Source organism: Rhizobium sp. CC1099 (genome assembly GCF_029714385.1).
Taxonomy (GTDB): domain Bacteria; phylum Pseudomonadota; class Alphaproteobacteria; order Rhizobiales; family Rhizobiaceae; genus Rhizobium.
This window is the reverse complement of the sequence record NZ_CP121641.1, coordinates 2,233,952-2,247,435: the sequence shown is the minus strand read 5'-3', so window position 1 is coordinate 2,247,435 and position 13,484 is coordinate 2,233,952. Positions and strand designations below refer to the sequence as shown.

Genomic DNA, 13,484 nt, shown 5'->3' with positions numbered 1-13,484 from the left:
CGCCCTCACCCTGACCCGCTTTGAGGGGGCGAGGGGACTTGCCCTAAGGGGCGTTGCGATTGACGAGACCGGTGCGGCATACTTCCTTCGCGCCGCTTGCGGGGAGAAGGTGTCGGCCGGCGGATGAGGGGCTGGTGCCCGAAGAGATTTGAAGAATACAAAGGCAGGATTCGATCATGACTATGATCCAATGCATTTCGCCGGTCGACGGATCGGTTTTCGCAGAGCGCTCGGCGCTCTCGCTAGAGGCGGCTAAGGACGTTATCGCCCGCGCCCGAAAGGCGCAGACGGCCTGGGCGAAGCGGCCGCTGGAGGAGCGCGTGCAGCTTGTGCTCAAAGGCGTCGCGCGGCTCAACGAGATGTCCGATCTCGTCGTGCCGGAGCTCGCCTGGCAGATGGGTCGGCCGGTCAAGTATGGCGGCGAATATCGGGGCTTCAACGAGCGTTCCAACTATGTCGCGTCGATCGCTGCCGACGCGCTGGCGCCGCTTGTTGTCGAAGAGAGCGACAAGTTCGAGCGCCGTATCGAGCGTGAAGCGCATGGCGTCGTGTTCGTGATCGCCCCGTGGAACTACCCTTATATGACGGCGATCAACACCATCGCTCCGGCGCTGATGGCAGGCAATACCGTTATCCTGAAACACGCGTCGCAGACGCTTCTGGTGGGCGAGCGGCTGGTTCAGGCTTTTGTCGAGGCAGGTGTTCCGGAGGATGTCTTCCAGAACGTGTTCCTCGATCACGAAACGACCTCGGCGCTGATTGCGGCAGGAAGCTTCAATTTCATCAACTTCACGGGTTCGGTCGAAGGTGGGCGTTCCATGGAGCGGGCTGCAGCCGGCACCTTTACAGGCCTCGGCCTCGAGCTCGGCGGCAAGGATCCGGGCTACGTCATGGAAGACGCCGATCTCGATGCGGCCGTCGATACGCTGATGGATGGCGCGACCTACAATTCCGGCCAATGCTGCTGCGGCATCGAGCGTATCTATGTGCACGAGTCGCTCTATGACAGCTTCGTCGAGAAGTCGGTCGCCTGGGTTTCCAATTACAAACTCGGCAATCCGCTCGATCCGGAAACCTCGCTCGGTCCAATGGCCAACAAGCGTTTCGCCAAGGTCGTGCGCGAGCAGATCGCCGATGCCGTCTCGAAGGGTGCCAGGACGCTAATCGATCCGAAGCTCTTCCCGCAAGATGACGGCGGAGCCTATCTCGCGCCGCAGATTCTGGTCAATGTCGATCACTCGATGGCCTTCATGCGCGAAGAAACCTTCGGCCCGGCCGTCGGCATCATGAAGGTCAAGAACGATGCCGAAGCCATCGCGCTGATGAACGACAGCCAGTACGGGCTGACGGCTTCGCTCTGGACGAAGGACCCTGAGCGGGCAGGACGGCTCGGCCGCGAAATCGAAACCGGCACCGTCTTCATGAACCGTGCCGATTACCTCGATCCGGCGCTTTGCTGGACCGGCGTCAAGGAAACCGGCCGCGGCGGCTCGCTGTCGATCATCGGCTTCCACAATCTGACGCGCCCGAAATCTTATCACCTCAAGAAAGTCACAGCATGAGCAGCAGCAATATCACAGCCAACTGGAGCTATCCGACAGCCGTCAAGCTCGGCCGCGGCCGCATCAAGGAGCTGGCGGACGCCTGCAAGAGCCTTGGCATGAAGAAGCCGCTGCTGATTACCGATCGCGGCCTGGCCTCGATGGCGATTACCAAGAATGCGCTCGACATCCTGGAAGATGCAGGCCTCGGCCGCGCGATCTTCGCAGACGTCGATCCGAACCCGAACGAGATGAACCTCGATGCCGGCGTGAAGGCTTTCAAGGACGGCGGCCATGACGGCGTCGTCGCCTTCGGTGGCGGTTCGGGCCTCGATCTCGGCAAGTGCGTCGCCTTCATGGCCGGCCAGACGCGTCCGGTCTGGGATTTCGAGGATATTGGGGACTGGTGGACGCGTGCGAGCGTCGAGGGCATTGCGCCGATCGTTGCGGTGCCGACGACGGCCGGCACTGGCTCGGAAGTCGGCCGCGCCAGCGTCATCACCAATTCCACAACGCATGTAAAGAAGATCATCTTCCATCCAAAATTCCTGCCGGGCGTCGTCATCGCCGATCCGGAGCTGACCGTCGGCATGCCGAAGATCATCACCGCCGGGACCGGCATGGATGCTTTTGCGCATTGCCTGGAAGCCTATTCCTCGCCCTTCTATCATCCGATGTCTGCCGGTATCGCGCTGGAAGGCATGCGCCTCGTCAAGGAATTCCTGCCACGTGCCTATAAGGAAGGGACCGACCTCGAAGCCCGCGCCAACATGATGGCGGCTGCCGCCATGGGCGCTGTCGCCTTCCAGAAGGGCCTCGGCGCCATCCATGCGCTGTCGCATCCGATCGGCGCCGTCTACAACACGCATCACGGCATGACCAATGCCGTCGTGATGCCGGCGGTGCTGCGCTTCAACCGCGCAGCGATCGAAGAGAAGATCGCACGCGCTGCGGCCTATCTCGGCATCTCCGGCGGCTTCGACGGTTTCTATGATTACGTGCTGAAGCTTCGCTTTGAACTCGGGGTTCCGGAAAGCCTTTCGGCCATGGGAATCGCACCGGACCGGATCGACGCGCTCTCGGCGATGGCAATCGAAGACCCGAGCGCGGGCGGCAATCCCGTCCCGATGACGCTCGAAAATACCAAGACGCTTTTCAAAGACTGCTTCTGATCAAAAAGGCGGACCGTCAAAACTTGCCCGGAAAGCCCAAGCTTTCCGGGCTTTTTTCGTTTTCCGGCATCCCAACTTTTAGGGATGTGAAAAATGCGGGCTGCAATTTCGGCGCGTTTGTTTGGATTTTGTTAACCATCATCGGAAAGGATGCGTTAACCGCACGATGAACCCGAAAGTGCGCAAAGAGAGCGATATCCGGCTCGCGATATTTCCCTTCGAGGATCGAACATGCCAGTCATCACGTTTGCAAACACCAAGGGCGGGGCAGGCAAGACCACGGCCGTCCTTCTGCTCGCGACGGAACTTGCCCGCAAAGGTTACCGCATCACCATTCTCGATGCCGATCCTCAACACTGGATTTCCCGCTGGCACGAGATTTCCGGCCATGTGGCGAATATTCAGGTCATCGACTTCGTGACGTCCGCCTCGCTTCCGCAGCACATCAGCGAGAACAAGCATTCCACGGACTACTTTATCATCGACCTGCCGGGCGCCCGCAATCCGCTGCTGGCCACCGCAATCGGCCTCTCCGAGCATGTGCTGATCCCGATCCAGGGCTGTGCCATGGATGCGCGCGGCGGGGCGCAGGTGCTGGAATTGCTGCAGTATCTGGATGAGAAGGCGGGCATCAAGATCGGCCATTCGGTGGTGCTTACCCGTGTCAATTCAATGGTGACCACCCGTGCACTGCAACTCGTCAAGGCGCTGCTCAACGAGCGGAACGTTCCGGTCCTCGATACGGCGATCATCGAGCGTGCGGCATTCCGCGACATCTTCGATTGCGGCGGCACGCTGCACGATATGGACCCGATGCGGGTTTCCAATCTGGAGAAGGCCTGCGAGAATGCGCTCTGTTTTGCCGAGGAAATCATTCGCAAGGTGCCGGCCAAGCTAGCCGCTTGCGCCCGGACAACCGGACCACTGATCCGTTCGGCGGCTTGAATATTGGGGATGATTTGAACCGACCGCCGGAGCGATCCGGTTTTTCTTGTTTGGGCTCGGCTCGGACGCGCTCACCCTAACCATCTCCCGGTGAACGGGGCGAGGAACCGCTTGCGAAATGGCCAGGAGAAACGGAGAAGATGCGGCATATCTCCCTTCTCCCCGTCAGAAAGGGGAAAGGTGCCGGCAGGCGGAGGGGCAGAGGATTCAATCGACGAACTCGACTGTCACGCCGGGCCTTACCATCTTGGCGAGCTCCGTGGCATCCCAGTTCGTCAGACGGATGCAGCCGTGGCTCTGGGTGCGGCCGATCTTGGATGGTTCCGGCGTACCGTGAATGCCGTAGGTCGGCCTTGAAAGGGCGATCCAGACCGTGCCGACGGGACCGTTCGGGCCAGGTGGGATATTCAGGATGCGGTCGTTTGCGCCCTGCTGGAAGTTGATCTTCGGGTTGTAGGTATAGCTGGGGTTCAGAGCGACGCGTTCCACGTTGACGAGGCCGGAGGGCGAAGGGGTATCGCTGGAGCCGATCGAGGCGGGATAGGCGGCGACGAGATTTCCAGCAGCGTCATAGGCGAAGACCTGCTTCTTGGCCTTGTCCGCGAGAATCTTCGCGACGGCGCCGGTCTTGGCTTGCCCGGAATTGACGACCTTGATGATCGTGCCGGGCACGGTGAAGTCTGCGCCCGGGTTCATTTCCCTGAGGAAGGCTTCGTCCATGTGGAAGCGCTCGGCAAGCATTTCGGTCGTCGAGGTGTAGGCCATCGAAGGCAGAAGCGCCTTTTGCGAATAGTCTTCCGGAATCGCGGCCACATAAGGCCCGGCGGCATCTGCCGGCGTGATCGTGTAGCTGGTGACGGGTAATCCGCCCGACAGGCGCAGCTGCTCGAGGATCGCTTCGGTATTGTTGGGGTCGAGCTTTTCGCCGGTCATCTGCTCATAGGCATAGATCGCCTTGGTGACGTTGGACCCCATGTGGCCATCGATGACGCCCGGAGAAACGCCCGCGCGGTCGAGGAAGACCTGGATGGCGACGATCTCAGGCTTCGATTTTCCCTTGAGCGTGATGACCGGTTCTGAGGGCGGCTTCGGTTGCATGTCGCCCGGGAACGGCTGATCCGGTTCGATCGACGCATAGTCCTCGTTCTGCGGGTAGCTTTCTCCGTTGGCATCCGGATAGGGCTGATCGTAAAGTGGATCGCGCTGGATTTCCGCATCGCGCGGGATCGAGCCGGTCACGGCGCCGCGCTCCACATAACGCGTGCTGCCGTAGCTGTTGTCCGGGTAGTAGGGGTCATTGTTATGGGCTTCGCGGGCAGGGGCGCGCGGATAATAGCCGCTGCCGCGCATTTCCGTCGCGACGACGTTGCCGTAACCATCGAGCAGGACGCGGTTGCCGTTGCGATCCCGCGAATAATAGACGTCGGCGCCTGGCGGAATGTAATCGATGATCGCACCGTCGGGAGTCACCATCACGACATCGCGCTGGCGGCGGCCGTACTGTTGCGCGTCGGCAACCGGTGCGGCAGCGGCAAGGGCCAGCACGACTGCGGCGAGGGACATCCCCGATTTCAAAAAGCGATTCACGTCTTACACCTCGAACAGTGATTTGGCCGACACACACCTGCGAATTTTGACGCTAGTGTGGAATTTATGAATTCGTACTAAACAAAAGATGAAAATTACCGTGCTTTCTGCCTGAGGCAAAACGTTTGGTTTGGCAAGCGGGTTCCATGGCGCATCGCCGGTTGTGCGCAACAGGTTTGCCGCAATTGACGAATGTGCGGACGGATCCTAACCCTACGGCAGCTTTAAGATCGGGAGGAATTGCAATGATCGAGTTTGCCGCCGCCAAGGGGCCGCGCCTGATGCTGGACGAAACATCGGTGATGGATATCGGCGGATGCATCGTCGACGGCGTCGATGTCGCGCCGAAGCGGGCCATCCCTGACGACGGCGATTCGCGTATCGACCACTCGCTCGAAGGCTTTCTCTTCACCTGCGGTCCGGATCACATCCGCCATCGCGAGCCGATCACGGGGCGCACGGATGGCAAGGTCTACCCGCTGCACGGTTCGGCCTCCGGTCATCCGGCCAAGGTTCTCTGGACCAAATTCGAAAACGGCAATGCCGAGTGCTGCGCCCACATCGATATCGTCACCGTCGAAGGATTGCCGCAGCGGATCGAACGGCTTTGGCGCATCGACGGCGCGACAGGGGAGGTCTCGCTGGACGACAGGGTCGTCAACACCAGCGATCAGGCGGTGCCGACCTTCCTGATGTACCACATGAATACCGGCGGCAAATGGCTCGATGCCGGTACGCGCCTGGAAGGGACGATGCTCGAAGGCGGTGGTTTTCCATGGACCTTCGGCGAAGAGCTTGGCGGCCTCTTTTGCATCGAGGCCCCGGCCGTGACGGATGGCTTTGCCGAAGTCCGGCTCGGTCCGATGAAAGCCGCAAGCGGCAAGACGCTGTGCGTGCGTTTCCGCGCGGATACGCTGCCGCACCTGCAGGTCTGGCGGAACCAGAAGACGCCGGCGGACGTTTTCGGCATCGAACCGGTTTCGCATCGCTGGGTCTCGCGTCGCGAGCTTCAAGCAGGCGGCGAGTTCAACATGCTGCAGCCGGGCGAGAGCCGCAGCTATGCGCTTCGCTTCGCCTTCCTCTGAGCGAACTGTTGTTGACGCTTCCGGTCCCGCATCGTAGAGCTTCTGCCATTGATTTTCAGGAGGAACGCGCGATGGACATCCGCCAGATCGACGACGAATATTCGGTATCCGGCCAGATCACGCTGGAAGATCTCGACCAGATCAAGGCGATGGGCTTCAAGTCGATCGTCTGCCATCGCCCGGACCAGGAAAGCCCGGACCAGACGCCGTTTTCGGTGATCGAAGCCCGCGCCAAGGAACTCGGCCTCGACATCGCGCATGTGCCCGTCGGCGCGATGGGCGTGACGGAGGAAGCCGTGCAAGGCATGGTCGACGCACTCGACGAATTTCCGCGCCCGATGCTCGGCTATTGCCGTTCCGGCGCACGCTCTACCGCGATCTATCAGAAGACCCATCATATTCGCGGCTGATCTTTTGGCGCGGCTTTCGGCCGTGCCCTTTATTTCATAAAACTCAGGAGAACATCATGAGCATAAAGCGTATCGACGTCGGCGCCCGCATGAGCGGCGCGGTCATCCACGGCAACACCCTCTACCTCGCCGGTCAGGTCGGCGAAGGCGAGACTGTGACCGATCAGTGCAAGTCGGCGCTTGCCGAAGTCGATCGTCTGCTTGCTGCTGCAGGTTCCAGCAAGTCGAAGATTCTGCAGACGCTGATCTATCTCTCCGACATTTCCTACTTTGCGGAAATGAATGCTGCCTGGGAAGCCTGGGTCGACCCGAAGAACACGCCGGCACGCGCCACCAGCGAGGCCAAGCTCGCCGCACCGAAGTACAAGGTCGAGTTCATCGTCATCGCCGCAATCGACTAAGATCGGCGCCATTTGCCAGTTTCAAAGCCGGTGGGTTCGCTCACCGGCTTTTTGTTTGTGCGATTTCGGTAAGCGTGCGTGTCGGCGTGATCGCCTCGGGATCGAGCTTCACCTCGATGATCGAAGGCTTGCCGCTGGCGCGGGCCCGCTCAAAAGCCGGCGCGAAGTCCTCGGTTTTCTCCACCGTTTCACCATGGCCGCCATAGGCGCGGGCAAGGGCCGCGAAATCCGGATTGGTGAGATCCGTACCGCTGACACGGCCGGGATAGTCACGTTCCTGATGCATGCGGATCGTGCCGTAGATGCCGTTGTTGATGACGAGAGAGATGATTGGGAGGTCGTAGCGGACGGCGGTGGCGAATTCCTGCCCGTGCATCAGGAAGCAGCCGTCGCCGGCAAAGCAGATGACTTCGCGCTCCGGAAAAAGCCGCTTGGCGGCCACGGCAGCCGGCAGGCCGTAACCCATCGAGCCGGATGTGGGGGCCGCCTGCGTATTGAACTGCCGGAAGCGATGGAAGCGGTGCAGCCACGTGGCATAGTTGCCGGCACCATTGGTGAAGATCGTGTCGGCCTTCGTGTTGCCCTCGATCCATTCCATGATCGGTCCCATGTGAACGGCGCCGGGGCCTGTTTGCGGCGGCCTCGACCAGGCAAGATAGGCTTGGTGCATATGCTGCGTCCGTTCCGCCCAGCGCGGTTCGGCAGGCGCTTCGAGATCGGTAAGGGCGGCGACGAAGTCCTGCGGCGATGCGCAGATCGCAAGGTCCGGACGGTAGATGCGGCCAAGTTCGGACGGGTCGGGATAGATGTGGACGAGCGATTGCGCCGGGTAGGGGACGTCGACCAGCGTATAGCCTGACGACGGCATTTCCGACATCCGGGCGCCGAGCAGGATGAGCAAATCGCTCTCCTTGATCTCCTTGGCCAGCACCGGATTGATGCCGATGCCGACATCACCGGCATAGCCCGGGCTAAGGTGATCGAAGAGCATCTGGCGGCGGAAGGAACAGCCGACCGGCAGCTTGAAGCGTTCGGCAAAGACGCGGAAATCGGCAACCGCATCTGCATCCCAGCGTGTGCCGCCGAGTATGACCATCGGCCGTTCGGCCTTCAGCAGCCGCATGTAGAAATCGTCGACCTGACGGCGCCCGGGATGAGCGGGAACGCGGGCATAAGGCTTCGCGCGCGGCGCGTCTACTTCGTCGCGCAACATGTCCTCGGGCAGTGACAGCGCGACAGGCCCGGGCCTGCCGGAGGTGGCAATGGCAAAGGCGCGGGTCACGAACTCGGGAATGCGCGCCGCATCGTCGATTTCGCCGACCCATTTGGCATATTCGGTCAGCGCGCGGCGGAACTCGACCTCCTGGAAGGCTTCGCGCTCGCGGGCATCGCGCTGGACCTGACCGATGAAGAGGATCATCGGGATCGAATCCTGCCTGGCGATATGCAGGCCCGCCGTGGCGTTGGTGGCGCCAGGCCCGCGGGTGACCATACAGATGCCGGGTTCGCCGGTGAGCCGGCCCCAGCAATCGGCCATCATCGCGGCACCGCCTTCCTGACGGCAGACGATCACTTCGATATCGGTGTCATAAAGCGCGTCCAGCACGGCGAGGAAGCTTTCCCCGGGCACGCAGGAAAGTCGCTTGACCCCGTTTGCCTTCAGCGCTTCGACAATCAGCTCGCCGCCGGTCTTCTTCATAGTGCGGATTTCCCCTCCCGTTCGGCGCGCTCCAATGCCTCGAGCTCAGCCAGAACCTCTTCCTGATGCTCGCCCAGCCGAGGGCCCGGCCTCTCGTAACGCAGGGGCGTTTCGGAGAGCACAACCGGCGTCCTCACGCCGGGGATCACGTTTCCTGCCGCATCCGGCAGATCGATGCGCAGTCCGCGCGCCTTTATCTGCGGATCGGCGAACATCTCCTCGATCGTGTTGATCGCGCCGGCTGGCACGGCATTTTCTTCGCAGGCTTTCAGCAAGTCGGCTTTTTGCCATTTCAACGTCTCGGTCGAGATCAGGCGGCGCACCTCGTCGCGGTTGACGACGCGGGCCTTGTTGGTCGAAAAGCGCTCGTCGCCGGCGATGCCATCGAGGCCGAGGATCACGCAGAGACGCCGGAACTGGTTGTCATTGCCGACGGCAAGGATCAGGTAACCGTCCGCGCTCGGCACGACCTCGTAAGGAGAGATATTCGGATGGGCATTTCCGAGCCGCGCCGGCGCGCGGCCAGAGACCAGATAGTTCATGTTTTGATTGGCGAGCACGGCGGATTGCACGTCGAGCAGCGCCATATCGACAAGCTGGCCTTCACCGGTTTTCAGCGCATGGATGAGGGCTGCCTCGATCGCCGCCACGGCATAGATGCCGGTGAAGATATCGGCGATGGCGACGCCTGCTTTCATCGGCTGGCGATCCGGCTCGCCGGTGATCGACATGAAGCCGGACATGCCCTGGACGATGTAATCATAGCCCGCGAGGCTGGCATAGGGGCCAGACTGGCCGAAGCCCGTGATGGAGCAGTAGACGAGCTTCGGATTGATCTTGCGCAGGCTCTCATAGTCGAGGCCGTACTTGACGAGGCCGCCGAGCTTGAAATTCTCGATCAGGACATCGGCCGTTGCCGCGAGCCGTCGCACCAGCGACTGGCCTTCCTCGGTCTTCAAATCGGCCGTGACAGAGCGCTTGTTGCGATTGGCGGAGTGATAATAGGCAGCTGAAAGGTTTTCGCCGTCGCCGCCCTCGACGAAGGGAGGCCCCCATTGCCGCGTATCGTCGCCGCCGTCCGGATTTTCGACCTTGATGACGTCTGCGCCGAGATCGGCCAACATCTGCCCGGCCCAGGGGCCCGCCAGGACGCGGGCGAGCTCGATCACCCTGATGCCGGCAAGCGGCGGTTTCTTACGACTGTCCGTCATGTTCCTCCCAAGAACGGATCATGGTGCCCGCGTTGCCTCAGATGTATCGGATACGGGTTTGGATGCAAAGCGGCGCTCGCGCCAGATGATGTAAAGTCCGGATGCGATGATGATGAGAATGCCCAGCCATTTGATGGCGTCGGGAAAATCGCCAAAAACCAGCCATGCGAAGATCGTGGCCGAGACGATCTCGAAATATTGCAGCGGCGCCAAAGTGGAGGCGGGTGCGGAGCGATAAGCATAGACGCCGAGGATGCTGGCGATCGCGGCCGTTACGCCGACGCCGAGGAGCCAGACGAGACCTATCATGGTTGGCATTACCGGTTCGAACACATCCGAGCCGCTTCCTCGGGCGAAGAAAAGCAGGACACCGCAAACGAGCAGACCCCACAAGCCCATGTGAAACTGCATCACCCACGGGTCCTCGCGCTGCGCCAGGGCCCTGTTCATCATTGCGGAGATGGCGATGCAGACTGCGCTGACGACCGGCAACAGCGCCACGTAGCCGACTTCCTGGAAGCTCGGCTGAATGACCAGTATCGCGCCGAAGAAACCGACGCCGCAGGCTGTGTAGCGCCGCCAGCCGATCGTCTCGCCGAGAAATAGGCTGCTCAGAATGGTGAGGATGATGGGTTCGACGAAGAAGATCGCGATCGCATCTGCAACCGCCATGTATTTCAGCGTGGTGACGAACGAGATCATCGAAATGGTAATGATGGCGCCGCGGATCGCGTGGAAGAGGCTCTGCCTCCATGACGAATCCGTCAGTTTTTTGCGCCAGATCACGATCGGAAGCATGCAGAGAGCCTGTATGGCAAAGCGTGCTGCGGTGATCTCCGCAGACGGAATCGTCGTGATGGCAAGCTTGGAGAAAATATCGATCAGAGGCGATACGAGCACCGAAAAAAACATGAGCATCAGGCCCATGCTGACTTCGGAGGAGCTATTCTTCGTTATTGCGCTGTTCATTTCCGGTCCGCTGGTCAGGATCTTGCGGTTGCTTCATCGCACCAATCGGCAAAGGCCGAAATCGCCGCTTCGGCGCCGATCTCGTTCAGCGTCTCGTGCCGCTTATCCTGATATATTTCGGCCGTGATACGGGAGAAACCGTGCCGTTTCAAATGGTTTGACAGCCACATCACCGCTTTTCCGAAATCGGTCGCTGGATCCTTTCCGCCGCCGACGAGGTGGATTGGCAGGTTCCTTCGCAGCCTGTCGAGATGCCGCTTCTGCGGCGCGCGAAAGGTGAGTTCGAATATGTCGAGCCAGAGCGAAACGGAAGCATCGAAGCCGCAGAGCGGATCGGCGATATATTTGTCGACTTCGGCCGGATCGCGGGAGAGCCAGTCAAATTCCGTCCGGTGGCCGGGGATGGATTTGCCCCAGGTGTCGAAGGTGAGCTTCGGCAGCAGGCCGCTCGGAACGTCGGAACCTTTCAGGGCTTTCTCGGCAAGCAGGATGGCTTGCGCGGCCCGGCCTGTCAGACCGACAGCGAAGTTCGAATTCCACACGGCGAGGGCACCGAATTTTTCCGGATAGGTTACTGCAGCGTTGAGCGCGATCAGCCCGCCCATGGAGTGGCCGAAGAGGATCACGGGAAGGTTTGGATGGAACCCTGCCGCATAGTCCCGCATGGCGACCATGTCGGCAAGAACCTGCTGCACGCCGTTGCGCCGGGCGAACTGGCCGATCGGCGCGCCGTCGGCCACCGTCTCGCCGTGGCCCCGGTGGTCGTGCGCATAGACATGATAGTCGCGCCCGGCCATCGCCTTGGCAAAGCCTGCGTAGCGCTTCGAATGTTCAGCAAGTCCGTGGGAGATCAGCACGATGCCGCGCGGGCCGCCGCAGGCTGCCTCATGATGAAAGGCGAGCGTCGCCTCGGGCGTCTTAAGCCATTGTGTCTGCGAAAACATTCCATCCTCCCGCTGCAACAGAGCAGATCGCGGGCCAAATGCAACATCCCGGGGCATGTTTGCAGTGGAATTTCCTGCGAGTGAGGGTTGCAGGGTTTTGGGCTTCGTGCTTACTTGTTCCTGAATTGTTCTGTCTGCGGGGAGTGGCGATGAGCAGGGTGTTTCTGCGCTGGATGGCGTTTGTTCTGTCAATGGTTTTGGCTGGCTTTGCGGTTGCCCAGGAAGGCGAAGGGGGAACGCGCTTCATCCTTGCCGCAAGTTGGCAGCCGGCATTCTGCCAGACAAACCAAAGGAAGCCGGAATGCAGCAGCCAGACGAAGGAGCGCTTCGACGCGACGAATTTCTCGCTGCACGGCCTGTGGCCGCTGCGGCAGAACTATTGCGGTGTATCGAAGGACTTGCAGGCTTTCGACAAAGAAGGCGATTGGCAAAAGCTGCCGGAGGTCAAGCTGACGGTTGAGAATGCGTCAGCCCTTGCAAAGGCCATGCCCGGAACGCAATCGGGCCTCGAACGTCATGAATGGACGAAGCACGGCACCTGCACGAAGATGAGCGCCGACGATTATTTCGGCGTGGCGATCCGCCTGATGGATGACCTCAACGGCTCGGCGGTGCGCGACCTCTTTGCCGCGAATGTCGGCAAGACCGTCAAGGCCGATCAGATCAAGACGGCTTTCGACAAGAGCTTCGGGGCGGGCGCTGGCGAGCGTGTGAAGATGAGCTGCCGGCGCCCGGGCGGCGTCCGCGTGATCAGCGAGCTGACGATCGGGCTGTCGGAGGATGCGGGCTCGGCCGCCGGCGCCGGTGCGGGGCTTGCAAAACTCATGCAAAACGCCGGCCGCACCTCCTTCGGCTGCGACGAAGGTGTTGTCGACGCTGCGGGGTTCTGAGAGTTTGTCGCAAGGTTCGGGACTGGAGCACGGCTCGAAGCGGGGTGGGAGAACGATGCGGCTGGATGACTTCGGAAGCGTGGGGGACGCCTACCAGAGATACTCGGCTGGGATACGCGGCAAAATACGTCACGAGCTGGTGTTCGAAGTCGTGGCCGGCCTCACGTCTGCCGGCGGAACGGTTCTGGATATGGGGTGCGGCGATGGCGAGATATCCGCGCGTCTATCCGAAGCCGGTTTTAGAGTTCACGGCATTGACGCTTCGCCTGAAATGCTGCGCCGGGCAAATCTGCGCAAGGCAGAGCTGCCGGAGCAAGTGCGCAGCCGGCTTGAGTTTGCGCTGGGCTGCATCACTGATTTCGCATCAGAACATCTCTTCGATGCAGTTTGCTGCATGGCGTACTGATGTACCTGGACGACAGTGCCGCTGCCATCCGAAAATTGGCAAGCCATGTGAAACGCGGCGGGCTGCTTAGCATCTTGACGAAAAACGCACTCTCTGGCGGTTTCCGGCAAGCGCTGCGTGGAGACTACGCGACGGCAAGGGAATTGATCGAAACCGGCGCGGCAGCCAGCATGGGCAACCTTGGAATTAGAACGCGCGGTGACGATCCTTCGGCGGTTGTTCAG

General features: G+C 61.0%; 13 protein-coding genes. 8 read left to right on the top strand and 5 right to left on the bottom strand.

Annotated features, from left to right (window positions below):
* Positions 1 to 176 precede the first annotated feature (176 nt).
* From QA644_RS11570 to QA644_RS11560, 3 genes are all read left to right on the top strand, one after another.
* A complete protein-coding gene (locus QA644_RS11570; RefSeq protein WP_283068529.1) occupies positions 177 to 1,562 on the top strand; it encodes an aldehyde dehydrogenase family protein in 1,386 nt (461 codons plus the stop codon).
* Positions 1,559 to 2,713 carry an iron-containing alcohol dehydrogenase gene (locus QA644_RS11565; RefSeq protein WP_194727518.1) on the top strand — a complete coding sequence of 385 codons (1,155 nt, stop codon included), beginning with the start codon at positions 1,559 to 1,561 and terminating at the stop codon, positions 2,711 to 2,713. Before QA644_RS11570 ends, QA644_RS11565 begins: the two co-directional genes overlap by 4 nt.
* A 231-nt stretch (positions 2,714 to 2,944) precedes the next feature.
* Positions 2,945 to 3,658, top strand: a complete 714-nt coding sequence (locus QA644_RS11560; protein WP_283068527.1) for a ParA family protein — start codon at positions 2,945 to 2,947, stop codon at positions 3,656 to 3,658.
* A gap of 207 nt (positions 3,659 to 3,865) precedes the next feature.
* Here QA644_RS11560 and QA644_RS11555 read toward each other — a convergent pair whose 3' ends face one another.
* Positions 3,866 to 5,245 (bottom strand): L,D-transpeptidase, encoded by a 1,380-nt coding sequence (locus QA644_RS11555; RefSeq protein ID WP_239598152.1) that lies wholly within the window; start codon positions 5,243 to 5,245, stop codon positions 3,866 to 3,868.
* 245 nt (positions 5,246 to 5,490) lie between these two features.
* Between QA644_RS11555 and QA644_RS11550 the strand changes: the two genes are divergently transcribed.
* From QA644_RS11550 to QA644_RS11540, 3 genes are all read left to right on the top strand, one after another.
* Positions 5,491 to 6,330 carry a DUF4432 family protein gene (locus QA644_RS11550; RefSeq protein WP_283068524.1) on the top strand — a complete coding sequence of 280 codons (840 nt, stop codon included), beginning with the start codon at positions 5,491 to 5,493 and terminating at the stop codon, positions 6,328 to 6,330.
* 71 nt (positions 6,331 to 6,401) lie between these two features.
* Positions 6,402 to 6,740 carry a TIGR01244 family sulfur transferase gene (locus QA644_RS11545; protein ID WP_074061771.1) on the top strand — a complete coding sequence of 113 codons (339 nt, stop codon included), beginning with the start codon at positions 6,402 to 6,404 and terminating at the stop codon, positions 6,738 to 6,740.
* 56 nt (positions 6,741 to 6,796) lie between these two features.
* A complete protein-coding gene (locus QA644_RS11540; RefSeq protein ID WP_239598155.1) occupies positions 6,797 to 7,141 on the top strand; it encodes a RidA family protein in 345 nt (114 codons plus the stop codon).
* Between the two features lie 40 nt (positions 7,142 to 7,181).
* Here the strand turns inward: QA644_RS11540 and QA644_RS11535 are convergent, their stop codons facing one another.
* The 4 genes from QA644_RS11535 to QA644_RS11520 are packed head-to-tail and all read right to left on the bottom strand — an operon-like array spanning position 7,182 to position 11,964.
* Positions 7,182 to 8,840 carry a thiamine pyrophosphate-binding protein gene (locus QA644_RS11535; RefSeq protein WP_194730055.1) on the bottom strand — a complete coding sequence of 553 codons (1,659 nt, stop codon included), beginning with the start codon at positions 8,838 to 8,840 and terminating at the stop codon, positions 7,182 to 7,184.
* Positions 8,837 to 10,051 (bottom strand): CaiB/BaiF CoA-transferase family protein, encoded by a 1,215-nt coding sequence (locus tag QA644_RS11530; RefSeq protein WP_194730054.1) that lies wholly within the window; start codon positions 10,049 to 10,051, stop codon positions 8,837 to 8,839. Before QA644_RS11530 ends, QA644_RS11535 begins: the two co-directional genes overlap by 4 nt.
* A gap of 18 nt (positions 10,052 to 10,069) precedes the next feature.
* Positions 10,070 to 11,020 carry a DMT family transporter gene (locus tag QA644_RS11525; RefSeq protein WP_283068517.1) on the bottom strand — a complete coding sequence of 317 codons (951 nt, stop codon included), beginning with the start codon at positions 11,018 to 11,020 and terminating at the stop codon, positions 10,070 to 10,072.
* Positions 11,021 to 11,034: 14 nt separating this feature from the next.
* The gene (locus QA644_RS11520; RefSeq protein WP_283068515.1) at positions 11,035 to 11,964 is read right to left on the bottom strand and encodes an alpha/beta hydrolase; all 930 of its coding nucleotides are present in this window, start codon (positions 11,962 to 11,964) and stop codon (positions 11,035 to 11,037) included.
* A 149-nt stretch (positions 11,965 to 12,113) separates the two neighbouring features.
* On the opposite strand from QA644_RS11520, the gene QA644_RS11515 reads away from it, so the two are divergent.
* Positions 12,114 to 12,854, top strand: a complete 741-nt coding sequence (locus QA644_RS11515; protein ID WP_283068514.1) for a ribonuclease — start codon at positions 12,114 to 12,116, stop codon at positions 12,852 to 12,854.
* Positions 12,745 to 13,260, top strand: coding sequence for a class I SAM-dependent methyltransferase (locus QA644_RS35165; RefSeq protein ID WP_349254100.1), 516 nt, complete (start codon positions 12,745 to 12,747; stop codon positions 13,258 to 13,260). Before QA644_RS11515 ends, QA644_RS35165 begins: the two co-directional genes overlap by 110 nt.
* The last annotated feature ends 224 nt before the right edge of the window (positions 13,261 to 13,484 follow it).

Coding starts and splice junctions, on each gene's coding strand:
- QA644_RS11570 (WP_283068529.1), top strand. CDS start 177: ATGACTATGATCCAATGCATTTCGCCGGTCGACGGATCGGTTTTCGCA.
- QA644_RS11565 (WP_194727518.1), top strand. CDS start 1,559: ATGAGCAGCAGCAATATCACAGCCAACTGGAGCTATCCGACAGCCGTC.
- QA644_RS11560 (WP_283068527.1), top strand. CDS start 2,945: ATGCCAGTCATCACGTTTGCAAACACCAAGGGCGGGGCAGGCAAGACC.
- QA644_RS11550 (WP_283068524.1), top strand. CDS start 5,491: ATGATCGAGTTTGCCGCCGCCAAGGGGCCGCGCCTGATGCTGGACGAA.
- QA644_RS11545 (WP_074061771.1), top strand. CDS start 6,402: ATGGACATCCGCCAGATCGACGACGAATATTCGGTATCCGGCCAGATC.
- QA644_RS11540 (WP_239598155.1), top strand. CDS start 6,797: ATGAGCATAAAGCGTATCGACGTCGGCGCCCGCATGAGCGGCGCGGTC.
- QA644_RS11535 (WP_194730055.1), bottom strand. CDS start 8,840: ATGAAGAAGACCGGCGGCGAGCTGATTGTCGAAGCGCTGAAGGCAAAC.
- QA644_RS11530 (WP_194730054.1), bottom strand. CDS start 10,051: ATGACGGACAGTCGTAAGAAACCGCCGCTTGCCGGCATCAGGGTGATC.
- QA644_RS11525 (WP_283068517.1), bottom strand. CDS start 11,020: ATGAACAGCGCAATAACGAAGAATAGCTCCTCCGAAGTCAGCATGGGC.
- QA644_RS11520 (WP_283068515.1), bottom strand. CDS start 11,964: ATGTTTTCGCAGACACAATGGCTTAAGACGCCCGAGGCGACGCTCGCC.
- QA644_RS11515 (WP_283068514.1), top strand. CDS start 12,114: ATGAGCAGGGTGTTTCTGCGCTGGATGGCGTTTGTTCTGTCAATGGTT.
- QA644_RS35165 (WP_349254100.1), top strand. CDS start 12,745: ATGCGGGCTCGGCCGCCGGCGCCGGTGCGGGGCTTGCAAAACTCATGC.